Raw genomic sequence first — 25,198 nt, forward strand, 5'->3', positions numbered from 1 at the left:
TTATAATAGGAGAGGTTAATGAAATTCTAGCTAAGGGGAAATGAATATGATTCTCGTTGTTGGCGGAGCTGGTTACATTGGTAGCCATCTTGTGAAGGAGTTAGTAGAAAAAGAAGAGGTCGTTGTTCTCGATAACTTATCGACGGGGCACCGCGCGGCCGTTGATAGCCGAGCTATTTTTGTAAAAGGTGACCTTGGTAATGAAGAAGACTTGCAAATGGTCTTTAGAAGCTATCCAATCAAGGCTGTTATGCATTTTGCTGCATATAGTTTAGTTGGGGAATCAGTAGTGGACCCATTAAAATATTATGAAAATAACGTGGCTGCGACTTTAACTCTGTTAAAAGTAATGATGAAATTTAATGTGAAAAACTTTATTTTTTCTTCTACGGCCGCTACCTACGGAATTCCAGAAGTGGAGCTTATTGATGAAACGAGTGCAACTGCACCCATCAATCCTTATGGTCATTCTAAGTTAATGGTAGAAAAGATTCTTGCTGATTTCTCAAAAGCCTACGGATTGAACTATGTGGTTCTTCGCTACTTTAATGCCGCTGGTGCGCATAAATCTGCTGTTATTGGCGAAAGTCATGACCCAGAAACACACTTGATTCCAATCGTACTTCAGCAGTTGCTAGGACAAAGGGAAAAAGTAGCCGTTTTCGGCACCGATTATGATACTCCGGACGGGACATGTATTCGTGATTATATTCATGTCACTGATTTAGCGGAGGCACATATTCTTGCACTCGAAGCTTTGTTGACAGAGAAGAAATCGGCTGAGATATACAACCTTGGCAACGGACTTGGCTATTCTGTTAAGGAAGTCATTGAAACTTGTGAAAAAGTAACCGGTGTGAAGGCAAATGTTGAAATGGCAGACCGTCGTGCTGGTGACCCTGCCAGATTGGTAGCTTCATCACAAAAGATTTTCACCGAGCTAGGCTGGAAAGCAGAACGAAACCTCGAGCAAATCATCGCTGATGCATGGAATTGGCATCAAACTCAACAATACTAATAGAAAATTTGATGTTTCCAATCCTCTTGCACGCGTGCAGGAGGGTTTTTTATATCTAGGCTGTGTTAAAGAACATTGTTGATTTTTAACTCTGTTGATTGGAGCGGAAGGCGGTGAAGACTCTTGCGGGAGTACGGGGCAGGGGAGACCCCGCAGGAGCGAAGCGACGAGGAGGCTCCCCGGCACGCCCACGGAAAGCGAAGCCGCCTGGAGCGGAAATCAACAGACAAGTTAAACAGAGCCTATATCTAAAATAAATATTTCATTATTTAGACTTATCTTTGAATAATTATTTGATTTACCTCGTAGACAAACTTGGGTATGATTTTCTGTAGAAGTTAAGATAGAAAGGCTGTGGGATTTTGAAATTATTTTTAAAAAATTATCGATTTACGCTTATTTTGTTGTTGTCCATTATCATAGGTGGAGCAGCAGGATTGGTTTTCGGACCGAAGACCGCTGTTGTTAAGCCATTAGGGGACCTGTTTCTTAATTTAATGTTTATGATTATCGTACCATTAGTGTTTTTTAGCATTGCTTCTGCTATTGCTAATATGAACGGCATGAAACGTTTGGGAAAAATAATGGGTAGTATTGTTGTGGTTTTCTTAGTGACTGCCTCTATTGCTGCTATCCTCGGATTAGCGGGTGCGTCCATTATTCAACCCATTCAGCATGCGGATATTGCTTCCATTAAAGAGGTCATGAACCAAGCATCGGGGGAGACTGATGCGGAAAAGGTAACTTTTCTTGGTCAACTTGTAGCCACTTTTACTGTCTCTGATTTTAATTTATTGCTTTCAAGAAGCAATATGCTGCAGTTGATTGTGTTCGCGGTTCTTTTTGGAATCTCCACGGCAATGGTTGGGGAGAAAGCCAAACCTGTTACTACCTTTTTATCGGCGGCTACAGCTGTTATCATGAAGATGGTCAGCATTGTGATGTACTATGCTCCAATCGGACTAGGCTGTTATTTTGCTGCGGTTATTGGCGAGCTTGGGCCACAAATTTTAGAAGGATACGCCCGTTCGTTTGTTCTTTATTTGATTCTTACCGTCATTTATTATTTCGGCTTCTTCACACTTTACGCCTTTATTGCAGGTGGCAAGGACGGGGTGAAGCTATTTTGGAAAAACGCGATCACGCCTTCGGTTACCGCGCTTGCGACCTGCTCAAGTGCAGCGTGCATTCCGGTCAACTTGGCAACAGTTAGAAGGATGGGAGTACCAAAGGATATCGCAGAAACGATTATCCCACTGGGTGCCAATACGCATAAAGATGGTTCTGTCTTTGGTGGCGTGCTGAAAATTGTTTTCCTTTTCGCTTTGTTCGGGAAGGATTTAACGAGTATCTCCAATATTTTAAGCATTTTAGCTGTAGCCTTTTTAGTTGGTGCGGTGATGGGCGCGATTCCTGGCGGAGGAATGATTGGTGAAATGCTCATCATCAGCGTATATGGCTTCCCGCCAGAAACACTGCCAATCATTGCGGTCATTAGTACGATTATTGATGCACCAGCTACCCTGTTGAACTCAACGGGGAATACTGTCTGTGCGATGCTCGTCACACGACTTGTCGAAGGCAAGAACTGGATTAAACAGGCACTCACCAACAAGGGCGGAGAAGAAATCGCCTAAACACAGGAGTGTCTACTGGAAGAGGACAAGTGTCTTTCTTTGGTGCCTGACACCAATTAGTTAACACCTATTAATTCAACGAGGGGACAGAGTGAATAGCTCTGTTCCTTTTTTGTGTTTTGGGTTAAGATTTAATTGTTTAAACAATATGTCAATGAAAAAATGAGGTGTTCGTTTTTGGAGCATAATCCTACAGATAATAAGGGTAACAAGGCTGAACGGTGGAGTAGTGAATTACTAAAGGAGCGCCTCAACCTAACTCTTGCCTTCAGCAAAAGATATCAAATGTCGGCAGCGGTTTGTTATCTCCGACTACATCTTCCCTTAGAGTTAACCCAACATAAAGACGACATCGAAGAGGTCCTTGGTAGTAAGATCCTAATGAGATTAAAGCGGACGATTCGGGATATTGATACCGTTGTGAAAATAAATAGAACGGATTTTGTTATTTTGATTGCAGACATCACCGAACACGATTGTCAGGTCATAAGTGAGAGAATTCTAAGTTCGATTTCGGATACATATACGATCGACTTTCATCATTTTTCCATTAACAGCAATATGGGGATTTGTATGTTTCCATATGGTGCAGAGACACCTGAGGAGCTGCAGTCGATTGCCAAAACGGCCATGTATGAAGCTGAGGAGATGGGGGATAATCAATTTGCGCTTTATAAGGGGGAATTAAATCAAACGGCTCACCGGAAAGTGCTCATTGAAAATGATCTCCAGTATGCATTAAAGAAAGGCCAGCTCTATGTCCAATACCAACCACAGTTTCATTTGGGAAAGAAAACCGTCGAGGGAGTTGAAGCATTAATTCGCTGGAGTCATCCAAGTCTTGGAGACATATCACCTGCTGAATTTATTCCATATGCGGATGCTGCGGGTATGAGCCATAGTCTTTTTTTCTGGATGTTTGAGGAAGTATGTAAACAAATTCAAAGTGAAACCAATCGGAACTTGAAATATTCGATTAATCTGTCCGTGAATCAACTCCTCCTATCTTATTTTTTACCTGAGATCACTAAGCTAATTGGATGGTATTCGGTTTCGGCAAGCCAAATTACATTGGAAATTACCGAAAACATTGAGGTTTATACAGTAAAAAAGGTAAATGATACGTTACGGTCTCTGAAAGAGATGGGTTTTACGATGGCTTTAGATGATTTCGGGAACGGCTATTTCTCGTTTTCGGACTTTATTAAATTACCCGTTGATTTCATTAAGCTGGATCGCCATTTTGTTTTTAGTTTATTGAAAAACAAACAGCATGAAGGTGTCATTTCACCGATTATTCAGATGGCCCATATTCTGGGCTTGCAAGTGATTATTGAAGGAATTGAAGACCATACACAGTTTCAGGTGTGGGAAAATCTAGGTTGTGATATTATCCAGGGTTATTTTATTAGTAAACCGTTAAACTTTGAGGTGCTTAACGAGACAATCGTTGAGATAGAAACCAGGGTTAACACAAGTAATTGATTTAAGGGTGGCATGTATATGAGAAAAACTTGGAAGGATATTCTGCTTATTATAACGGGCGCACTTATTTTTGCCATAGGGGTCAACTTTTTCACCATTCCGAATCGGTTGTCTGAAGGTGGAATCTTAGGGATAACGATTATTGCCCACTATTTATTTGATTGGTCGCCGGGTGTGGTGAACTTTGTTTTAAATATTGTCCTGTTAGCCATCGGTTATAAATTTTTTGATAAAAGAACGATGCTTTATACATTATTTTCGATTGGGGCCTGCTCCGGTTTGTTGTATCTGACGGAAGATCTAGGAAGGCAGCTGACTAAGGATACTTTTCTGGCTTCTGTGTTTGCGGGGTTATTGGTCGGTGTCGGGTTGGGCTTGATTTTTCGCGCAGGGGGAACCTCCGGGGGATCAACTATTTTAGCAAGGCTTGCCAACCAGCTGCTAGGATGGAGCATTGGGAAGGCGATGCTCATTATTGATATCATTGTAGTGGCGTGTTCGGTATTTATTATTGGTCTTGAGAAGGCGATGTACACGTTACTGATTGTATATATTGGGGCGAAAGCGATTGATTTCATTGTCGAGGGATTGGATGAACGGGTGGCCGTATTAATTATCTCCAATTCACCAGAACTCGTTTTGGAGAATATTACGGGCAAAATGTCGCGGGGCTTAACTGTGCTAGACGGTCGCGGCGGCTACACAGGTCAAAACAAAGAGGTCCTTTACATCGTCATCAACAAACAAGAAATCGTCCAACTAAAAAGCATCATCCGCGACATAGACCCGAACGCCTACGTCACGATCCATAAGGTCCACGAAATGATGGGCAAGGGATACAAAGCGGGGTAGCAGGGGGACAGGCACCGTTTGTGGAACTTATGACTTTTAGTTGATTAATATAATGGGTGTGAGAAATTGATGGATCTTAAGATTGAGCTTTTATGTCAGCAGGACGCACGTGATTTGTTTGAGTTTGAGTACAAGAATCGAGCGTTTTTTGAGAGGATGGTTCCAAGTCGCGGGGATGCGTATTACCGCTTTGAGCATTTCAGTCATGTTCTAAGTGAACTTCTTCAAGAACAAGCAGAGGGAATCTCTTATTTTTTTTTAATCAGGGACGAAAATGATACCATTGTTGGCAGGATTAATTTAGTAGATACCGAAGTAAACGGTTCGATTCGAATGGGTCATCTTGGGTACCGGATCGGCGAGGAGTATAGTGGCATGGGGCTTGCCACCAAAGCGGTGAACATGCTCCTGAAGATGCTTCCAGATAAATATGGTATCCATGAAGTCCATGCGAAAACGACTGAAGACAACTTCGGTTCGCAAAAGGTACTTGAAAAAAATCATTTTGCCCTTGTTGCTGTCGATAAGGACAAGAACGCGAAAGAAGCCTTTAAAAATTATATTTGGAAGAATGAAAGAATTTAAAGATTAATTATGATTGGGAGAGAATAGAAGTGCAAGATATTCATACTGCAACCCCTCTAGCTGAAAGATTTGAGACAGCTTTTAATCGGATACATAAATGCCTTATGAAACTAGTTCGTAATGCAAGAAGTGATAGTTTTAAAGTATTATTGGACAGCGGAAATTCCCATGCCATTATTAGGACCCATCGGCATGATCTCTATCAATATGCAAAGCTTCGTAATGCTCTTGTCCATGAAAAAATAAAGGAACGCTATTATATTGCAGAGCCAAATGTGGATGTCGTGGCGCACATTGAAATGATTGCGGAGCAATTTGAAAAGCCTCCGACTGTTTTATCCATTGCCAGTTCACCTGTGCTCTATTACAAAGATGATACACCGTTAAAGGATATTTTGAAAGTTGTAGACAGGCTTTCATACACGATGTTTCCAATCTACGACTCAACAGGCGCGTTTAAATGGTTGCTCACTTCGGAAGGGATTATTCGATGGTTATCCAAACAGCCACTATCAGGTATCTCCATTGAAGACGTTCGTGTTCATGACCTTTTTGTTTATGAAAAAAAGCATGAAGTTGTCTTTGTAAAAAAAGGGACAGATATTTATGAAGTAGAGGAAGTTTTCGAAGATGCCTTTTTAGCCCAAAAGAAGTTAGAAGCTGTCATGATTACAGAAAATGGACTGGCAACGGAGAAGCCAATCGGAATCATCTCGTCATGGAACTTAGTTGAAATCGATGCGCTAGAGCAAGAGTTGCAAAAATAATAAAGGCAGTAAACGATAATCCTGAGTGTCTATCAAGGAAGTCCTTGAATGACCTCAGGATTTTTTGCAATGAACAGGCTTTATGGACGTCCGGAAGAACCTGGGTGATGACCTGTCTCGATTTTTCATTTACAATAATATTCAGAAAAAACTTTTGTGTGGTGTTGCATGTGTTTGTACTGGTGATGTTCCTTGGGGTATTAATGCCCATCGTCGGGTTCGTCGTTTTAGTGATGTTGGGATTGCTCGACCAAGAGCTGGATGTCCTGGAACTAGAAAATATTAAGGTCAGACTGGAAAAAGAGCTGAAGGAGAGTGAGTACCGGCAGCTGTCGGAACGGATTCAGCCACATTTTTTATTTAACGCCCTTAATGCGTTTTTATCGCTAAGTCGGATCGGCCGACATCAAGATATGACAGAAGGACTCGAACAGTTTTCGCTGTTTCTGCGTTACCGGTATCAGGATCATGAAGTGCTTGTTCCTTTTTCAACGGAGTTAGACCACACGAAAAACTACTTAGCTGTCCAACAGCTCCGTTTCGGGCAACGGTTAACTGTTACCTACGAGATAGATTCGACTTTGCTTGATAGTAAAATTCCTCCGTACACCCTGCAAACACTAGTGGAGAATGCCTTCAAGCATGGACTTGAGAAAAAGGCGGGGGACAAGCAATTGACGATTGTGTTCGAGCGGGAAGGAAATTGGGTGTCCTTAAAAGTGTTTGATAACGGTCCTGACCGAATACTTGAGCCTGCTTACTGGAAAGGAACTGGGCTACATAATATCGAAAAAAGGTTTCAGCTTATTTTCGATCTCCCGTCGACGATTCGATTATCAGAAACTAGGGATGGGCGGACATTAGCCCATGCCTATTGGCCATACTTACCTGGAGATGATTAAATGAACATCCTAATTGTTGATGATGAATACCTAGAAATTGAACAGCTGCGCTTTCTCATACACCGTAAATATCCATTATGGAATATCTTTTCAGCAGAGGATAGCGTGTCTGCCTGGAAAATAACGGAGCAGGAAAGCATTCATCTGGCCTTTGTTGATATCCGGATGCCAGGGGAAGATGGTCTGACCCTGGCCAAGCGGTTAAAGGAAAAACAAAGCGGCATTGAGATTGTCATTGTTTCTGCACACCAGGATTTTTCCTATGCCAAAAGGGCGATTCAAGCAGAAGTCATGGATTACCTGGTGAAACCTGTCATTGAGCAGGAATTATTGGCGGTGATTGAAAAGTACTTAGAGGTCAATAAACATGCAGTAGCAAAATCTGCTCATGTTCAATATGTGATCAAGAAAATCGAACTCCATTTTTCTGGAAAATTAAGCCTTCAGGAAATTGCAGATGAAATACCGGTGAGTGCCTCCTACCTGAGCCATTTATTCTCAGAGGAAATCGGCCCGACCTTTCAAGAGTATCTATTAACATACCGGATCCATCAAGCAAAAAAGTTAATCGTAAGTAAAACGGACTGGAGCATGAGCCGAATTGCAGAAGCTGCCGGATTCTCGAGCCAGCACCATTTTAGCAATATTTTTAAAAAAGTAGAGGGCATGACACCGAGTATGTATAAGGATAAACGGGGATAAGGTTCTCTTACCCAGGCGTGGAGCCCATTATTTAAGGAGAAAAACCAATGATTGATTGGTATGTCATTCTATTTTTAGCAATCGTCCTCTTGATTTTCCATATGGGGGAATTTGCCGGTCACAAGGATACAGCAGCCTATGTACGGCTCTCAGGAAAAAATCAAGTATCGACGGGGACCGTTTCGATGCTATTTCGGTTTCTAACCGGGACCTTTGTATTTATCCCCGTTTACTTAACTGCTAGCCGCGGATACATGGCTGGACTGATTCTATCTATAGCAGGGGTGGCTGTCCTGCTATGGTTTAGCAAAAAAGTTACCCAAATGAACGACGAATTTGCGGCTTTTCAACATATAGGAGCACTTTTACAGGAACGAATTCCAAATAAAGGAAGAGCCGGCGTTTATTTGATGCTCTTTCTTGCGGGGAGTGAAGGGCTGCTTCTTAGTACAGCCCTTGCTAACTCATTTATGAAGACAGTTTTTTCAATCCAACCAATATGGACGAGTAGCATTCTGTTCTTTTTTGTCTTTGTGTTTTCAGGTATGGGCGGTGCTGGCGGGGTTCAGAAAATGGGGCGCTGGCTGTTATTTGGCTTTTTTACTGGGATTACAATCCTGCCGGTGGCAACCATCCTCTACCATGGGGTTGCGTCTATCCATAAAAGATTTGTTCAGCTGCCGGGAGCTAGTTGGAATGGGGGAGAGTTAATGGTAGCTTCCCTTTTATTCATGGTATTCACTGCAGGACATTTGCTTGTTTACTACCTCATTTCAGGCGATTTATTAGCGGTAAAGCTTACGAGATTAAAAGCAACGATAGGTCTGACAGCGATTTGTTGGAGCAGCATGCCATTGGCTGTGTCTGTTATTGTGGTTTATTTGATGTCCCGAGATGGAGGAACGGGGATATCAGGGCTGTTGAATAGTATGGGTCATGCCTTTTCAACGCCTCTTTTATATGTCCTGGCGGTAAGTGTGTTATCCTGCTTGGCTTTAAGCCTTGGTGTATCTCTTCACCATTTGACGGGCATACTGATTCCTCTTTTTAAAGAAGAGCAAGGGGCATATAAGGGATATGGATCGAGCTTTGTTGTCTGCATTTTGTTCTATGGAGCGTCTTTCGCCGTGGACTTTACGACGGTGTTTATTTTCTATATTCATTTGTTTGTCTCGATCTGTTTACCATTATGGCTGCTTCTTGGTTACCGTGTACGCTGGGGATGGGAACTTTCCCTTGTGCTTATAGTTTCCAACGGATTGGGTCTATGGGTTTCTTTTACCAGTGAAGTCCTTACAGGGGTTAGTGTAAATTTAGGGATATCATGTACTGTATTATTCTTCCTATTTATCAGAAAAATTAGAACAATGTAAAAATACTGCAAAAACTCAACAAGAAACTGCAAAACAGCCGACCACCCCTCCGATATAATGAGAAAAAAGGGAGGCGAGCATATGGTACAAACGCTGGAAAAACAACAGTATTTTTATGCTTTTAGCAAAGAGAACAAGGTCGGATTACGTGTACCGTCTGGAGCACAGGTGGTAGTTGAAACCTTTGATTGCTTTCAGGACCAAATTCAATCGACGGAGACGGAATTTAATGCGATTGATTGGAATCAAATTAATCCAGCCACAGGAGCGATTTTTGTAGAAGGAGCACAACCTGGGGATGTTTTAAAAGTTAAAATAGATAACATCGAGCTTGGTGATAGCGGCGTACTAGCTACCGGACCGGGACTAGGCGTTATGGGGCACCGAATTGATGAGTTCACCGTTAAGATGGTGCCGATTGTCGATGGAAAAGCAGTGTTTAATGAACGAGTAAAGCTGCCATTAAATCCAATGATTGGTGTGATTGGGGTAGCACCTGAAGGGGAACCCGTTCCATGTGGGACGCCAGGTGCACATGGCGGCAATATGGATACAAAGTTAATTACAACGGGTGCGACACTTTATTTTCCTGTATTCCAAGAGGGTGCGCTGTTCGGCCTTGGCGATTTACATGCAGCGATGGGAGATGGAGAAATCGGCGTATCGGGCGTTGAGATACCTGGGAAAGTGATGGTTACGTTAGAAGTGCTAAAGGGGAAATCTATTCCGTTCCCATTTCTTGAAAATGAAGAAGGTGCGGCAGTCATAGTTTCGAAGGAAACGCTTGATGAAGCAGCCAAAACTGCCGTTGAGATCTTTGTGGATACACTGCTTCCGCATACGGATATGACGCTGGCTGAACTGACGATGCTCTTCAGTGCGGCTGGAGAGGTTCAGGTTTCGCAAATTGTTGACCCGCTCTTAACTGCAAGATTTGTGGTGCCAAAATCCATTCTCGAAGCTTACGATGTGAAGCTTTTCGGATAGGGAGGGGGAAAAGGATATGGAACCAGTTGTGCCAACAAAACAACAGTCAAAAGCTCATGGTGGACAGACAAATGTAGAACAATTCGGTTATAAACAGGAACTAAAACGTGCATTAACCTTTTGGGATTTGCTCATTTATGGACTTGTATTCATGGTACCGATTGCTCCGTTTGGAATTTATGGGTATGTCGCCCAGGGATCTAATGGGATGGTCGCCCTTGCCTATTTGGTAGGTATGGTCGGTATGATTTTTTCTGCGTTAAGTTATGCGAGGATGTCGGAGGCGTTTCCGATCGCAGGCTCTGTTTATTCCTATGCACAGCGCGGAATTAACGAGCACGTGGGTTTTTTTGCAGGATGGGTTATTTTATTAGATTATATTTTAATTCCCGCTTTGTTGTATTTAGTTAGTGCCGCAGCTTTACATGACATGGCTCCAGAGATTCCAATTTGGATTTGGTTGGTTGCGTTTATTGGGATTAACACAGTGATTAACTTTTTCGGGATTGAATTTACGGCTAAAGCCAATAAAGTTATTGTGGCGCTTGAATTAATTGTGCTTGTGGTCTTTGTCTTTGCTGCCATTATCGCAATTACAAAGGGAGTGAATGGAGCAGAATTTAATTTTAAGCCGCTATATGATAAAGAACATTTCAGCATGAGTGCTGTTATGGGTGCTGTTTCCATTGCGGTGTTAAGCTTCCTTGGATTTGACGCGATTTCGACGTTAGCGGAGGAAACAAAAGGCGGTAAGAAGGTCGTTGGCCGGGCGATTATTTTCTCGTTGTTAGTCGTGGGCGTATTGTTCATCATCCAGACATGGGTGGCAGCGTTAATTTGGCCGGATTATGCTTCTTTTGAAAATGCCGATGTTGCGTTCTATCAGATTGCTGAAATTGCAGGAGGTCCATGGTTGAAATGGACAACGATTTTAGCAACAGCCCTTGCTTGGGGAATTGCCGATGCACTGGTGGCCCAGGCTGCGATTTCTCGTATTCTATACAGTATGGCTCGCGACAAAAAGTTGCCAAAGATTCTTTCGAAGGTGCATCCGAAGTATCAAACACCGTATGTTAGTACATTTCTTGTCGCTACCATTTCACTTGTTGTGACGATTGGATTTGCGTCACAGATTAATAGTCTTACCTCACTTGTGAATTTTGGTGCATTGACTGCTTTCTTGTTCTTGCACCTATCGGTTATTAATTATTTTGTCCGTAAGCAAAAAAGTAAAGATTACTTGAATCACTTGGTGTTCCCGTTGATTGGCTTCGTGATTATCGGGTACGTGTGGTTCAACCTCGACCCAACCTCGAAAAAGCTCGGCTTCGTTTGGATGGCTATCGGGATTATCTATATGATTTACTTGAAGCTTGCGAAAAAGGATTCTACTTTGAATGTAGAATAGGCATCATTTTTATGAAACAAGGAAGGCAGCTGTTTTAAGAGCTGCCTTCTTTTTTCAGTGTTTGTGAATTCGCTCCAAGCTTACTCTTCCCGAAAAAAAGGTGGCGCCGCCGCCCATGTCGGCGATGCGGTCGGGTGTGAGTTGGTTGACTAGCTGTTTCGCTCCATCTCGGTCGGCCCAAAGTCCTTGGGTAACCACGACTCCGGGAAGAACATATTCCCCAACAGAAGCCTTTAGCACACACTCCCCGCGATCGTTCCACACACGAACCTGGTCTCCATACCCAATTCCTAACGAAAGGGCATCCTTTTGATTGATATGCACACGTGGTTCTTTTTCCAGTGTGACGTGTTTTAGATTAGTAGAAAAAGTAGAGTTTAAGAAATTGTGATTAGGTCCTGGAACAAATTGAAAGGGATGGTCCCCGTCATTTATCAATGGTACGTATGTTGGTAAAGGGGGGTGCCCAGCCTCACGCATTCTCTCGGAATATAACTCTATTTTCCCGCTAGGTGTCGCGAGTCTTCCAGGAAACATAGGTTTCACAGTTGCCTTCATGTATGAATGCTTAACGAGAGCATCATAATTGATTCCCTTCAAGCCAGGGTTCCGCGAATAATCAAGGGCTGTAGCAATCATCTCTGCTTCAGTCTCCTCTAAGGCAGGCTCATCCAACCCCATCCCTTTTGCTAGCAATTGGAAGACTTCCACATTTGATTTCGATTCTCCAAATGGCACCATCACAGGTTGCTGAAGCTGAATGTAATGGTGCCAGTAGGAAGTATAAAAGTCTGTATTCTCAAAGGAGGAGGTCGCTGGTAAAACAAGGTCCGCATACATGGCCGTTTCTGTTAAAAATAAATCATGAACCACGAGAAATAAGTCCTCACGTCTAAGTCCTTCGCGGACCTTCTGGCTAGATGGTGCAACTATGGCAGGGTTCGAGCCGTATACATACAGGGATTGAATTGGCGAATCTAGCGTCAGTAGCGCATCACCAATCTGATTCATATTAATCGTCCGTGTCGTTTTCTTTTTCAAAAGGTCCGGCCGCTGCAAACCATTTGTATTGAATGCGAGATACGCAGAATTTCCTTTAATCGCACCGCCGCCTTTTATTTGCCATTGGCCGGTAAGGGCAGGTAGGCAGGACACCGTACGGACGAACATGCCGCCGTTATCGTGATGCTGCGGTCCGTTTCCAATTCGAATAAAAGCAGGAGACGTTTTTCCATACAGGCGGGCAAGTTTGTAGATATCTTCTGCCGGTACGCCTGTAATGGTGGAAACTGTGTTTGGATCGTATTGGCTGACATGCTCGCGTAGTTCCTCATGTCCAACCGTATAGGTTTGTAAAAAGTCATGGTCCACCATGTTTTCCGCAAACAAAATATGCATTACCCCAAGGGCAAGAGCGCTGTCGGTCCCTGGTAAAATCGGAATAAACCAATCTGCTAATCTACCTGTTTGATTTTTGTGGACATCAATTACAATAATCTTTGCACCATTCTGCTTCCGCGCCTTTTGGGCAAGGGCTACCTGATGCATGTTGGTGCTTGCTGCATTAATGCCCCAAAAGATAATGAGTTTGGATTCGATGGTGTCCTCAGGATCGATTCCTAGGCTGCTGCCCATAGTATAGCTGTAGCCAACAGAGCCGGCGGATGAACAAATTGTCCGGTCCAACTGGGAAGCACCTAATTTGTTGAAGAAACGGCGGTCCATGCCCTCTGCGGTAAGCCGTCCCATGTTTCCATAAAAGCTGTAGGGAAGGATGCTCTCCGGACCATCGGATTCAATCAGATCCTTCCAGCGGGTTGTAATCGTACGGATCGCTTCATCCCAGCTGACCCGCTCAAACTTTCCTTCGCCTTTGGCTCCGACTCGCTTGAGTGGATAGTGTAATCGCTTTTCGTCATAAATCCGTTCAGTCATGTTGCGAACCTTGTTGCAAATATGCCCTCTCGTCACCGGATGCTCCGGATCGCCTTCTACCTTCACAATCTTTCCGTCCCTTTTATGCAAGAGCAGCCCACATTGATCAGGACAATCAAGGGAGCAAACAGAACGGAACACCCCATCTTGCTGCATAGACCAATCCTCCTTAGAACAAATGTAATCTTACCTCCTATCTTATCAGAAAATGTGTCAAAGGGGGTCTGTCCCCATGCCAAAGGGGGCCTGACCTGAAGTCACACCCCCTCCGTCTTAATTGATTTTCTTTTTATCTTTACTCAGAATGGTAATTTCGTATGGGTCGTTCCGGACTTCTTTGGTTAAGTCATCTGTTTGGATGAAGCTGTTGACCTCATCTTCAATACGTTTCGCGAGATCCTTTGCATCACCGTCGGAGGAATCGACAGATGTCTTAATCGTAATTTGTAGTGGAAGTGGGTGGAAGGAATAAGAAAAGCCACTCACTTTAAACTCTTTGTTCGCCATAAGACCGCCTACAAGAATACTAATAATATTATTTTTTCCCCATCGTAATTCTTGTTCACGCGCCTTCATATCGATTTTACTAATTCGATACTTAAACTTGCCGCCATATAAAGCGGTTGTGGTGTCAAGGAACTGCTTCAATTCTTCGGTTCTTGTTTCTGTTTTTGGAACCGCTACATAGATGAATCTCTCAAATTGATTGATTCTAGCCTCAACTGGGAAGGGCATCTCGTAATGATTTTTCTCAAGATAGGCGATAATCTGCTGCTGAAGGGCCTCACTATCCTTTTGGTACTTCTCTACTTTCGGATCTTCCTTTTCAGGAACAATGACTCTTTCACGCTTGGTGATAATATCAAAGCTGCCAAAATTATTGGCGATTAATGCTTTATTCACATTTTTCTCCACTTTGCCCTTGATGCTGTTGTAATCACTCTTTGAGTACCGCAATCCTAATTTTACTTCTTTATCAGGAATGGATAATTCAAAGGAGCCTAGCTGGTACCCTTTGTCATTGGCGACATCGCCAATCACTTCTGCCGCTGCATATTTATATTCTTCTTGCTGGATAAACAAATGGAAGTAAGGAATCTTTGCGGCTACCTTGGCCGCACCAAGTGACAAATTGGCAGACCCAATTAAGATGACAAAAATGGCGGCAGCGGTGATGCTTGAAAAGAGCACTTTTCTCGAAGCTCTCTTTTTTGTTCCCAATTGGTTTTCTCCGTTTTGCTGCTTGATTTTATTTAAAACATATTGCTTATGTTCGTTCTTAAATTGTAGTTCATCCAATACAGTTTTAGGGTATTTCACATTATTCTTCATAAATATTGCTCCCCTTTAGTGATGTTTTTAATGAATTTCTTCCGCGATGAAGCCTGGTTTTTACTGTATTGGTATTGAGATTTAAAAGTTTGGCAATCTCATCGACGGTACATTCCTCATAATAGTAAAGGGTAATCACTTCTCTCAATTTGAGTGGGAGAGAGAGCACCTGTTGAAAAATCATCTCTTTCTCTTCACTCTCAATCATTTTCATATCCGCGGTAGGTGCCCCACTTTTTAAAATCATTTGTAAAAGGTCTTTGTATTGAAGGTTTCTATACGACCAACTTTTCAAGACATCTTTGCATTTATTAACAGTGATGCGGTATAGCCAGGTTTTATAGGTCGACCGGTTCTGGAACTCGTCTAGGTGGTTATAGCAGCTGATAAATACCTCCTGTGAAATATCCTCTGCCAATTCCTTATTTTTGACATATGTAAACGCAAGTCGGACGACCATATCTCCATATTCATCCATTAACCATGCGAGTTGGTCATCCTTGGATAAATAGCTGATTTCATTAGGAGTTGAATGCTCTTTTCTTTTTATTACATACACTTCGATGTCCCCCTTTCCTACAAACTTAGACGAAGCGAAGTAGTTTAGGTTCCAATTAAATTCCTGTTAAGTTTAATTGTACCATTTCTATAAATGGTCTGTTGATTTCCGCTCAAGCTTCGCTTTCCGCGGGGGAGGTTATTTTTCACACACTTTTCACATATTTATTCCGGAGTTCTGCCTAACCCTTTGGCTATACTGGGAGGGTAAGTAAGACAAGCGAAGGAGTGTTGAAGATGAACTTGAAAAAGGGATTGGTTGTTGGAATTGGTGCCCTTTTGTTGTTAGGCGGTACCTATCAAATTCAGACTGCACATGCAGCTGATAACCCTCAAACCGTCGTGGCAAAAGAACATAAAGGGAAAAAGTTCGAGAAATTAAGTAAATACCAAGAGCAAATCCATCAAGTCAACCAACTGCGTGAAGAACGGTTAGACTTGAAAAAACAAATGGTCGAGAAGAAGGACCAGTTGATCGATCTATTTTTAACAGCAAAAAAGAGTGGAAATAAAGAGGCGCTGAAGCAGGTCAAGGAAAGTAAGAAACAGTTGAAAACAAAAAATGGCGAATTGAAAGCTCTATTAACAAAGGGAAAAGATGAGAGGAAGGCACTGAAAGAGGCTGTAAAAGCGGGCGATGCAACGGAGCAGTTCAACAAGGTCATTGCGGTTCAGAAACAAGTCAACGAGAAAATGAAAGAGCAGTTGGCACTGTTAGATCAAATGCTTGCCAGTTTAAAATAGAACCAAGCGAAGGAGATAGTGTGTTCATACTATCTCTTTTTACTATATAATTATGGCGAGGTGAAGCCGTGATGAAGCATATTTTTGTAATAGATGATGAAAAGAATATCCGCGATATTTTGCAAAAATACATGGAAAACGAAGGCTATAAGGTCACCCTTTTTTCAGATGGGGAGAATGTCTATCAGGAGATGTTGCGCTTAAAACCGGATTTGTTGGTGGTTGATATCATGCTTCCTCATATGGATGGGCTCGAGCTTTGTAAAGAAATTCGCAAATCGAGTGAAATTCCGATTATTTTTGTCTCTGCCAGGGACGGGGAGTTTGACCGGATTCTAGGACTAGAGCTTGGTGGAGATGACTATTTAACGAAGCCGTTTAGTCCAAGAGAACTGATGGTTCGAATTAAAAATATATTTAAACGGATGGAAAAAACAGCATTTAGTAAACCAAAAATGCTGACAATCCGTGATATTACAATTGATTTTGAGCGGAGATACATAGAAAAAGATAGTCTGGAAATCAAATTAACAGCCAAAGAATATGATTTATTTATTTTTCTAGCACGGAATAAAGGAAAGCCGTTCACGAGGGAAGAGCTGCTCGAGTTTATTTGGGGGTATGAATATACCGGGGATGGCCGACTGATTGATGATCTCGTAAAGCGCGTTCGTAAAAAGCTAGAGCAACACGAGTCTACGGTTGAACTATCAACGATTTGGGGTTATGGATACCGGGTGGATGATTAACATGAAAATTGGCGCAAAGCTCTTATCCACATATTTTCTATTAATTATTAGTATTTTCTTGATTACTAGTCTAACTTTTCATTTCATTGCCCAGCGTTATTTAATTCATGAAACCAAGCAGCAACTGCATAAGGAAGCCAGTGTGGTGAGTCAATTACTAGGGAAGACGGTTCTATCAAGTCTAATGGTTAAAGAACAGCTGGTGAATCGCAAGGCGCTAGTAGTGTCTGAACGGTTGCTGTCTTCGGAAATGATTATTTGGAACAAAAATGAGGAAATTATATATACAGATTTAAAGGATGCGACCCTCGCTGAATTTAGACTAGAACCGAAGGAGAAATTTGTTTCCGAGACCGTTGCGATTACTTCTAAGAATGGGAAGACGAAAGGATATGTCACCTTGGTGGAACGGCTGGATGAAATTAAAGAAATCAATCTTCTCATGCGAAGGTCACAGTTGATCAGCTTAATTATTTCAGCATTAATAGCGGTTGGTTTAGGGGTGTTTTTTGAAAAAAGCTTAACGAGGCCAATCCGGAGATTAACGGAGCATATGAAACAATTCTCACTAAAAGGAGAGAACAAGGAGTTAGAGCTGAAGTCAATGGATGAAGTAGGAGAATTAGCCGACAGCTTTTATGCATTGTCCCGCAGGTTGAAGCAGTATGACGTGGATCAAAAGGTTTTTTTTCAGAATGCTTCCCATGAGTTGAAAACACCGTTAATGGCGATTCAAGGAAATGCAGAGGGAATTTTGGACGGAGTGGTGACAGGTGAAGATGTAAATGCCAGTCTCAACATAATTATCGCCGAGAGTCAGCGGTTAAAAAGGATTGTCGAAGGTATCACCTATTTAGCAAAGCTGGAGAGTGTCGAGGAGAGCTTTGTATTTAGAGGAGAGTCGCTTGATGTAATAGTTGGTGAGGCAGTGGAGAGTGTCAGGTCCCTAGCAGAGCAACGAGGAATCGAGTTGGTAGTGGATAGTTGCGTGATGGAACCAGTTTTGGTGGATTGTGAAAAAATGAGAAGGGCGTTCATTAATTTGTTGGGGAATGCTATCCGGTATGCGAAATTCAAGGTTGCTGTGACATCCGAGGTGTTAAAGGACAACACGGGGATCGTTGTTGAGGTGTCGGATGATGGCAAGGGATTCGCTAAGGGTGAAGAGACAAAAGTGTTTCAACGTTTTTATAGCGGTGATGCCGGCGGATCGGGGATTGGCCTCGCAATTACGAAAGCAATTATCGAAGGCCATGGTGGTGTTATTACCGCGTATAATCGGGAACTGGGAGGAGCGGTTTTCAGGATTAAATTAATGAGAAAATGAAAGTAATGCTGAGTCTTTTTGGAGGTTTTTTGATACATCTTTCTTGCTTCTACCACTTTTGAAAAATGATTGACAAGAGCAAGCACCCAAAAACCTATTGTTTCGTAAGATATGGATAGGTATAAACAGGGAGGGAGCGAGCTTAGCTTATGTATCCTTATTCAAGTTACAATGATGCGTTGAGTAGACAGCAAAGTAAGTTGATTCAAGATATTGAAAAAGCGATAAATGGGGAATATAGTGCGATCAAGTGTTATGAAAAAATTGCTAAAATGGCAACAAAAGAAAAGCAGCGGAAACAAATTCTTGAAATACGTGAAGATGAGAAAAAACATTATCATCATTTTGTCAGGATTTATACTAGCCTAACGGGAAGGCAGCCTCAGCCAAAAATCACGGAGGAGTGTCCGAATACGTATGTAAAGGGTCTGGAGTTTGCGTTAGTGGATGAGCAAGAGACAGTAGATTTTTATCTGGATATAGCCGATGAAGCGACAGATCCTTACATTAAGGAAGTTTTTCGCCGAGCGGCAGCGGACGAGCAAAATCATGCGGTGTGGTTCCTGTATTATTTTACAAAAAATAAATAAGAAAAAAAACAGGGCTGACTCAGGAGGATATTCTCACGGGTTCAGCCCTGTTTTTTTGACATTATAGGAAAGTGTAAAATTCGACTTCGAGAATTGTCCAGCTCCAGCGCCTAGCCCCTCGGGTCAAATAACCTTCGGCAATAAAAGTCAAAAGGCGGACTTTTCTTGCCGAAGAACATTTGCCTGTCGGGGCTTACCAAGGCGCTTGCGCTTTTCTTAGTTAATCGTCACTTGAGTCTCCACCATAGTCCCCATCGTTGCCATTATCATTGTCAGAGTTTCCATTATCGGAATCATCGTGATCATCGGATTCATCGGAATCAATACTGTTAAAGGCTGAGGCGTGATAAGGGTCGTTGCTATAACTTTTAGAGGCAGCTGCAGCGGCTTGGCCTTTTGTTTCAAGGCTAGGGAAGATTAAAAACGCGGCAATGATCGCTAACGTACCAAAGAATTCCTGTACACCAAAAATAAGATACACTCCATACACGAAAAGGAAAATCCCAATCAACCATTGTATTATTCTAATCGCCTTCAGAAGCATCCCCCCCAGATGTAGTCAAAAAACAATCCGCCATATACAAATAAATATTACCGCCTAGGACTTTTTATACATTATTTAGGGAATCGTAACTTGATTGCAATAAAGCTGCGAGAAGGAAATAGTCACTTTATTGTTAGAGAGTTAGTCGGCATTAGTGAATATTTCTCGCTGAAAAAGTAAGAAGTAGTGCCTTCTTACATGGAGAGGTTCTATGCGCCCAAAACCCTTCACCATCAGGCAATTCGATCGCATAGCCCCAGTCTATGAGCCTAAACCCCTTCTCCACCAGGCAGTTCGGTCACGTAGCACCCGTCTACGTGGCGAAAGTGGTAATTAAAAAGAGAAAGGGGTAACGTAGAACGAGCATAAGAGCATGTTCCCAGTAACATGCCCTTATTTATTCAACCGCTCTTTAATATTCCCAGAATGCGCCAATAGAATAATCACCAAGAGACACCCGGCAATGACGCAGCTAATCCAACCAGTATGGTTGATTACTAGAAACACAGGAATAAGCAGAAATGCCCCCAATCCTGCAAAAGTAAAGCTTTTGGTAAAAGGATAAAGGACGAGGAATCCAATGACAATGACCGGGATTAGGAGTGGATCAAACATCACCATCCCCCCAATAAAGGTGGAGATTCCTTTTCCTCCCTTAAACTTCAACGTAACCGGCTTGAGGTGCCCGATAATGGCCATTCCTAATCCAAGCAGCTGTATAGGCGCAGAAAATTCTAAATAGCGAGCAAGCCATATGACAAGAACACCTTTTAAGGCATCTCCTAAAAAGATAAGAACGAATGCCTTTTTTCCATGGAGTCGCCCAGCATTCCTTGCCCCAACATTACCACTTCCATGAAGCCTGAGATCCTTATGATAAAGAATCTTTGTGATCAGATATCCAAACATGACACAGCCGATTAAATAGGAAATTACTAAATATAGATAAATCATTGGCTCACTCTCCAAATCTTTGAGTGTACCTGGTGTCAGGTAGCATGAACTTTTTCATGTGTAATCTTTTAAAAGAGTGTTGTTATTTGATTCGCTGATAAAAATTAAAATTCGCTGATATTTTGTTATATTCGCTGATAAAATTGAAAATTCGCTGATAAAGTTCCGAAATTCGCTGATAAATGCCTAAAACATAAAATTAGATATAGTTGTACGCAAAGCTGAACGTTTTTGAAGTGTGATTCTATGGCGAAAACAACAATATTTGTGAAAATAGCCTTAAAATAAAGGTCTTAGAGAGCATAAGTAGAATTGTTCTATCAAGTATTAAAGTAAGCATTTGCCTGCTGCTTTTATTTTGAGGTGAAAAAACAGTGATTTCAAATAATATTTTAACTGAATTAGAGAAAAAGATAAAAAAGGATAAAATCACATCATGTCTCATCCAGCGTGAGGATACTTTGGTTTTCGAATACTATAAAAATAGTAAAATGAAGGACAAACAGCACAAGGTCAACTCTGTTACGAAGAGTGTGCTCTCTATTTTAGTAGGGATTGCGATTGACCGTGGTGATTTAGAGGGAGTTCATCAGCCGATATCTGACTTTTTCCCAAACCTTACAGACTTGCAAAACCAATTGACGATCGAGCATCTGCTTACCATGACCTCCGGATTGGATTGGCCAGAATTTACGAACTGGGGTGGAAGGCCGATGCCTATGATTAATTCCCGAGATTGGGTTCAGTTTATCCTAGAAAGACCAATGGTTGAGGCTCCAGGAGAGAATATGAACTATAATTCAGGCTGCTCCCATCTGGTAAGTGCCATCCTCCAAATGGCGACAGGTCAGCCATTAACAGGATATGCGGATTCCTATTTATTTAAGCCCTTGGGCATTAAGGATTATATATGGTATTCAGATGCGAAAGGGATCGTAATCGGCGGATTTGGGTTGACGTTAAAGGCGGAAGATATGCTGAAAATAGGGCAGTTGATGCTACATGAGGGAGATTGGAACGGGCAGAGAGTCGTATCAAAGGATTGGGTGAAGGAGTCAACAAAACCACGGTTCCATCCCTATAATAAAATTGGTTCCTATGGCTATCATTGGTGGATCCTAACCGATGAGGATCGTCAACCAGCACAACCACCGGTCTATTTTGCCATGGGATACGGAGGGCAGTACATTATTGTCGCCCCTGAAAATCAACTTATCGTAACATTTACTAGTGACCTATACAACGATACATTTAAACCGTTAAAATATTTTAAGGATATAATAGTGTGCCATCATTGAGGATAAGGGAGGTTTCTTCATGTCAAAGGTTGTTGTAGTGGGAAGTTATGTAGTGGATTTAATGAGTCGTACTCCACATCTTCCAAAACCAGGTGAGACGGTTCTAGGTGGCCCGTTTAAGATGGGACCAGGTGGAAAAGGAGGGAACCAGGCAACGGCAGCGGCCCGCTCTGGTTCAGAGGTAACGTTTATTACCAAGCTGGGTGATGACCTTTTTGGCAGAGAGGCATTGGCCCATTTTACTGCGGAAAAAGTAAACACCAAGTTGATGAAAGTAGATCCTAATCAAACAACAGGGGCCGCATTGATTGCTGTTGATGACCGGAGCGAGAATAGCATTGTGGTGTCATTAGGGGCATGCGGTACGATTACGGAAGAAGAAGTAGTTGCTGCTGAAGAAACATTCAAAGAAGCTGACGTTGTGTTAGTTCAATTAGAAACCAGTATTGAGGCAGTGGAGACGACGGTACGTCTAGCCAAGAAATGGGATGTACCGGTGATTTTAAATCCTGCTCCCTATCAGGAGTTTCCAAGAGAAATCCTAGCAGATATTTCCTATATTACACCTAATGAAACAGAAGCATTTGAACTAACGGGAGTGGAAGTAACTGATGAGGCATCTGCTTTAGTTGCCGCACAGAAAATCTACAGCCAAGGTGTGGGTACAGTAATTATTACTCTAGGTTCAAAGGGCGCTTACCTTTATACTGGCGGCGAAAGTGGAGAACTGGTACCTAGCTTTAAGGTTGAAGCGGTTGATACAACAGGAGCTGGAGACGCCTTTAATGGAGGATTTGCTCACGCACTAAGCAATGGATTTTCCGTACGTGAAGCCATGGCCTACGCCAACGCCGTTGCAGCCCTTTCCGTCACCAAAATAGGAACTGCACCTGCCATGCCATACCAACATGAAGTAGAAGAACTACTAGCAAAAAAAGTGTAAATTAAGTGTCAGGCACCATCCGTGGACACAGTCCACGTGGAAAAGACAGCGGGCAGAATATGCTTGCTGTCTTTTTTTTAAAAGGTAGGCTGTGTTATAACTGAATGTTGATTTCACAGTGTTTAAAAATAAAGGGAAAAATTCCCCTTAAATTGGGAAATACCCATATTTCCTTTAAAATAAGAGTATTTTTTCCCTTTATCTGATCCAAATCGTTGTATTTTGTCTTATTTTAGAGCAGTTAAGGGGAATTTCTCCTCTTATTTCTGCTTATTAAGCTTACTTTTTATACAATAGAGGGAATTTCTCCCCTTATGATTCTCATACCTACACGAAAACAACAATGATTGATAACAGAGCAAAAAGGTAAGAAAAGCATAAAATTTGTAACAGTCTTTGATATTAGTTGTTTATGTCCCGACCCAATGGAAAGAAGCCCGGCCGGTAAATAGAAGAAGGTTCTAATGCCCGAGCTAAAGGAAAAAGTGCCCGACCGGCAAATAGAAGAAGTCTCTTTGGCCAGATTTGGGCGGTTGCTGCTCGGATGTTTCCGCTGTGACTGTTTGCTAGATAAATAGTAATAAGCTAAGAGCCATAACGGCCATCCCACCAATTAGACCATAGATGGATAAATGGGCTTCATCATATCTTTTGGCCGCCGGAAGTAATTCGTCGAGGGAGATGAAAACCATGATGCCCGCAACTGCAGCAAAAATAATCCCGAACATAATGTCATTTGGAAAAGGCATTAAGAATAGATAGGCCGCTAAGGCGCCAATTGGCTCTGATAAACCAGATAGGAAGGAAAGCTTAAAGGCCCTTTTTTTGTCACCAGTTGCGAAATAAACGGGAACAGACACGGCAATGCCTTCCGGAATATTGTGGATGGCAATGGCAACAGCGATGGCAATACCGAGCGCCGGGTCTTGTAAAGCAGAAGTGAAGGTGGCGATACCCTCCGGAAAGTTGTGAATACCAATAGCCAAGGCAGTAAAAGTCCCCATTTTTAATAAATCTGTTTTTTTACCTGGACTGGTAGGACTATTCATATCTTCAACCGTCTTCAATTCATGGGGATTGCTTTGTTTAGGAATAAACTTATCGATACTGGCAATCAGCAGCATGCCGCCAAAAAATCCACCAACTGTTATCCAGCTGCCTGGTCCCAAGCCTAAGGCGTTAACAAGGGCAACCTTTGCTTTAACAAAGATTTCAATCATAGATACATAAATCATCACACCTGCAGAAAATCCAAGGGTTACCGATAGGAATTTTGTATTGGTATGGGATGTGAAGAATGCAAGAATGCTCCCAATCCCGGTTGCAAGGCCAGCAAATAACGTTAATCCGAATGCCAACAACAGATTTTCAGTCACCTTCGATTCTCTCCCTCTTAGGTATTTATTAGAAAATCCTAATGAACTTTCCATTTTCAGCTATATTTTTATATGCACGAACACAGAAATGTTTCCTGCAAGCAACAAAGGGGCAGGAAAGAAAAACAACCTTACACTAACCAAAAAAGGCTGACTCTTTATGAGCCAGCCTGCAACGCTATGGAACTTCTATTGCAATTCTAATTGTTGTTTCAATTCTGTTTGAATTCTTTGTTTTTCTTCTGGTGAAACCAAACCATAGTAGATTTTATTAATCATCGTTCCGGTTTCTTTTATTTCCATTTGTTCAATGTTTTTTCCAGCGTTTCTATAGTTCTTTTTGATATCTACCATTTGCTCAAAGGTAAGATTGGTTCTGATATTTTTTCCAAGAGCAGTGAAAATATCCGAAAAGTTGGTTAGGCTGGACATACTCATTCCTTCATTAATTACCGCTTGGATGATTTGGCGTTGTCTGGATTGCCTTCCAAAGTCACCTCGTGGGTCCTCATAGCGCATTCTTGAAAAACTTAGCGCCTGTTCTCCGTTTAAAGTTATTTTTCCCTTTGCAAAATGAAAGTCATTTTGGGTAAAATCTAAATCATTTTGAACGGTTACGCCCCCAACAGCATCAACAATATCCTGAAACCCTTCCATATTTATTTGGATGTAATAGTCAATCGGGATATTGAGAAATTTCTCTACGGTGTCCATGGACATGGGAACACCACCAAAAGCATAGGCATGGTTAATCTTATCCTCGGTACCTTTCCCAACTATTTCCGTCCGTGTGTCACGTGGGATACTAAGCATCTTTACGGAATTCGTATTTGGATTGACAGTCAGAACGATAATCGTATCAGATCGTCCTTTGTCACCTTCCCGCTCATCGACTCCAAGCATTAAGACTGAGAAAGGATCTTTTTCCTCAAAGACGACGGGCTCTTGCCTTATGACTTGTATTTTCCGCTCGACGGGCTGATGCATTGTTACCACCGCAGTCTTCAGTGACTTATACACGGTAAAAGCATAAGCACCTCCCGCAATTACAAGTGAAAATAGGATTATTCCTGTTACCTTTAACCACTTTTTCTTTTTATTTTCTTTATAACGAACATTACGCATGAAAAAA

At 42.1% G+C, this 25,198-nt stretch carries 24 protein-coding genes; 17 read left to right on the forward strand and 7 right to left on the reverse strand.

Annotated elements, in window-relative coordinates:
• Nucleotides 1-46: 46 nt before the first annotated feature.
• The 11 genes from galE to AA0X95_RS06530 all read left to right on the forward strand — a co-directional run bounded on the left by galE (nt 47) and on the right by AA0X95_RS06530 (nt 11,716).
• Complete coding sequence (galE, locus tag AA0X95_RS06480) at nt 47-1,018, forward strand: UDP-glucose 4-epimerase GalE (protein ID WP_413306820.1); 972 nt, start codon at nt 47-49, stop codon at nt 1,016-1,018.
• 362 nt (nt 1,019-1,380) lie between these two features.
• Nucleotides 1,381-2,655, forward strand: coding sequence for a dicarboxylate/amino acid:cation symporter (locus AA0X95_RS06485; RefSeq protein ID WP_413306823.1), 1,275 nt, complete (start codon nt 1,381-1,383; stop codon nt 2,653-2,655).
• A 177-nt stretch (nt 2,656-2,832) separates the two neighbouring features.
• Nucleotides 2,833-4,140 carry a putative bifunctional diguanylate cyclase/phosphodiesterase gene (locus tag AA0X95_RS06490; RefSeq protein ID WP_413306825.1) on the forward strand — a complete coding sequence of 436 codons (1,308 nt, stop codon included), beginning with the start codon at nt 2,833-2,835 and terminating at the stop codon, nt 4,138-4,140.
• Nucleotides 4,141-4,158: 18 nt separating this feature from the next.
• A complete protein-coding gene (locus tag AA0X95_RS06495; protein ID WP_413306827.1) occupies nt 4,159-4,992 on the forward strand; it encodes a YitT family protein in 834 nt (277 codons plus the stop codon).
• 69 nt (nt 4,993-5,061) lie between these two features.
• On the forward strand, nt 5,062-5,577 hold the full coding sequence (locus tag AA0X95_RS06500) for a GNAT family N-acetyltransferase (protein ID WP_413306829.1): 516 nt from the start codon (nt 5,062-5,064) through the stop codon (nt 5,575-5,577).
• Between the two features lie 29 nt (nt 5,578-5,606).
• Nucleotides 5,607-6,344 carry a hypothetical protein gene (locus AA0X95_RS06505; protein ID WP_413306832.1) on the forward strand — a complete coding sequence of 246 codons (738 nt, stop codon included), beginning with the start codon at nt 5,607-5,609 and terminating at the stop codon, nt 6,342-6,344.
• A gap of 170 nt (nt 6,345-6,514) precedes the next feature.
• Entirely contained in the window at nt 6,515-7,246 is a 732-nt protein-coding gene (locus tag AA0X95_RS06510) for a sensor histidine kinase (RefSeq protein ID WP_413306835.1), read from the forward strand.
• Entirely contained in the window at nt 7,247-7,948 is a 702-nt protein-coding gene (locus AA0X95_RS06515) for a response regulator transcription factor (protein ID WP_413306838.1), read from the forward strand.
• A 47-nt stretch (nt 7,949-7,995) separates the two neighbouring features.
• Nucleotides 7,996-9,321: a hypothetical protein gene (locus AA0X95_RS06520; protein WP_413306841.1), complete on the forward strand. Its 1,326-nt coding sequence runs from the start codon at nt 7,996-7,998 to the stop codon at nt 9,319-9,321.
• Between the two features lie 81 nt (nt 9,322-9,402).
• A complete protein-coding gene (locus AA0X95_RS06525) occupies nt 9,403-10,308 on the forward strand; it encodes an acetamidase/formamidase family protein (protein WP_413306843.1) in 906 nt (301 codons plus the stop codon).
• 16 nt (nt 10,309-10,324) lie between these two features.
• Nucleotides 10,325-11,716 carry an APC family permease gene (locus AA0X95_RS06530; RefSeq protein ID WP_413306845.1) on the forward strand — a complete coding sequence of 464 codons (1,392 nt, stop codon included), beginning with the start codon at nt 10,325-10,327 and terminating at the stop codon, nt 11,714-11,716.
• A 54-nt stretch (nt 11,717-11,770) separates the two neighbouring features.
• Here AA0X95_RS06530 and AA0X95_RS06535 read toward each other — a convergent pair whose 3' ends face one another.
• The 3 genes from AA0X95_RS06535 to AA0X95_RS06545 form a co-directional block, all read right to left on the reverse strand.
• A complete protein-coding gene (locus AA0X95_RS06535; RefSeq protein WP_413306848.1) occupies nt 11,771-13,807 on the reverse strand; it encodes a molybdopterin-dependent oxidoreductase in 2,037 nt (678 codons plus the stop codon).
• 117 nt (nt 13,808-13,924) lie between these two features.
• Nucleotides 13,925-14,983, reverse strand: coding sequence for a DUF4030 domain-containing protein (locus tag AA0X95_RS06540; protein ID WP_413306851.1), 1,059 nt, complete (start codon nt 14,981-14,983; stop codon nt 13,925-13,927).
• Entirely contained in the window at nt 14,973-15,542 is a 570-nt protein-coding gene (locus tag AA0X95_RS06545; RefSeq protein ID WP_413306854.1) for a sigma-70 family RNA polymerase sigma factor, read from the reverse strand. Before AA0X95_RS06545 ends, AA0X95_RS06540 begins: the two co-directional genes overlap by 11 nt.
• 236 nt (nt 15,543-15,778) lie before the next feature.
• Here AA0X95_RS06545 and AA0X95_RS06550 point away from each other — a divergent pair, with 236 nt between their 5' ends.
• The 4 genes from AA0X95_RS06550 to AA0X95_RS06565 all read left to right on the forward strand — a co-directional run bounded on the left by AA0X95_RS06550 (nt 15,779) and on the right by AA0X95_RS06565 (nt 18,951).
• Complete coding sequence (locus tag AA0X95_RS06550; protein WP_413306857.1) at nt 15,779-16,285, forward strand: hypothetical protein; 507 nt, start codon at nt 15,779-15,781, stop codon at nt 16,283-16,285.
• A 71-nt stretch (nt 16,286-16,356) separates the two neighbouring features.
• Nucleotides 16,357-17,034, forward strand: a complete 678-nt coding sequence (locus AA0X95_RS06555; RefSeq protein ID WP_413306859.1) for a response regulator transcription factor — start codon at nt 16,357-16,359, stop codon at nt 17,032-17,034.
• A 1-nt stretch (nt 17,035) separates the two neighbouring features.
• Nucleotides 17,036-18,361, forward strand: coding sequence for an ATP-binding protein (locus tag AA0X95_RS06560; protein WP_413306862.1), 1,326 nt, complete (start codon nt 17,036-17,038; stop codon nt 18,359-18,361).
• A 149-nt stretch (nt 18,362-18,510) separates the two neighbouring features.
• Complete coding sequence (locus AA0X95_RS06565; protein WP_413306864.1) at nt 18,511-18,951, forward strand: ferritin-like domain-containing protein; 441 nt, start codon at nt 18,511-18,513, stop codon at nt 18,949-18,951.
• 220 nt (nt 18,952-19,171) lie between these two features.
• Here the strand turns inward: AA0X95_RS06565 and AA0X95_RS06570 are convergent, their stop codons facing one another.
• Together AA0X95_RS06570 and AA0X95_RS06575 are read right to left on the reverse strand one after the other, a co-directional pair.
• Complete coding sequence (locus AA0X95_RS06570; RefSeq protein ID WP_413306866.1) at nt 19,172-19,495, reverse strand: hypothetical protein; 324 nt, start codon at nt 19,493-19,495, stop codon at nt 19,172-19,174.
• 393 nt (nt 19,496-19,888) lie between these two features.
• Nucleotides 19,889-20,449, reverse strand: coding sequence for a glycerol-3-phosphate acyltransferase (locus AA0X95_RS06575; RefSeq protein ID WP_413306868.1), 561 nt, complete (start codon nt 20,447-20,449; stop codon nt 19,889-19,891).
• A gap of 374 nt (nt 20,450-20,823) precedes the next feature.
• Here AA0X95_RS06575 and AA0X95_RS06580 point away from each other — a divergent pair, with 374 nt between their 5' ends.
• Both AA0X95_RS06580 and rbsK read left to right on the forward strand, forming a co-directional pair.
• The gene (locus AA0X95_RS06580; protein ID WP_413306870.1) at nt 20,824-21,747 is read left to right on the forward strand and encodes a serine hydrolase domain-containing protein; all 924 of its coding nucleotides are present in this window, start codon (nt 20,824-20,826) and stop codon (nt 21,745-21,747) included.
• A 19-nt stretch (nt 21,748-21,766) separates the two neighbouring features.
• Nucleotides 21,767-22,690 (forward strand): ribokinase, encoded by a 924-nt coding sequence (gene rbsK, locus AA0X95_RS06585; RefSeq protein WP_413306873.1) that lies wholly within the window; start codon nt 21,767-21,769, stop codon nt 22,688-22,690.
• Nucleotides 22,691-23,256: 566 nt separating this feature from the next.
• Here rbsK and zupT read toward each other — a convergent pair.
• Complete coding sequence (gene zupT / locus AA0X95_RS06590; RefSeq protein WP_413306876.1) at nt 23,257-24,066, reverse strand: zinc transporter ZupT; 810 nt, start codon at nt 24,064-24,066, stop codon at nt 23,257-23,259.
• A 189-nt stretch (nt 24,067-24,255) separates the two neighbouring features.
• The gene (locus AA0X95_RS06595) at nt 24,256-25,191 is read right to left on the reverse strand and encodes a LytR family transcriptional regulator (protein ID WP_413306879.1); all 936 of its coding nucleotides are present in this window, start codon (nt 25,189-25,191) and stop codon (nt 24,256-24,258) included.
• Between the last annotated feature and the right edge of the window lie 7 nt (nt 25,192-25,198).

The organism is Neobacillus phoenicis, assembly GCF_047302305.1.
Lineage (GTDB): Bacteria > Bacillota > Bacilli > Bacillales > Cytobacillaceae > Neobacillus.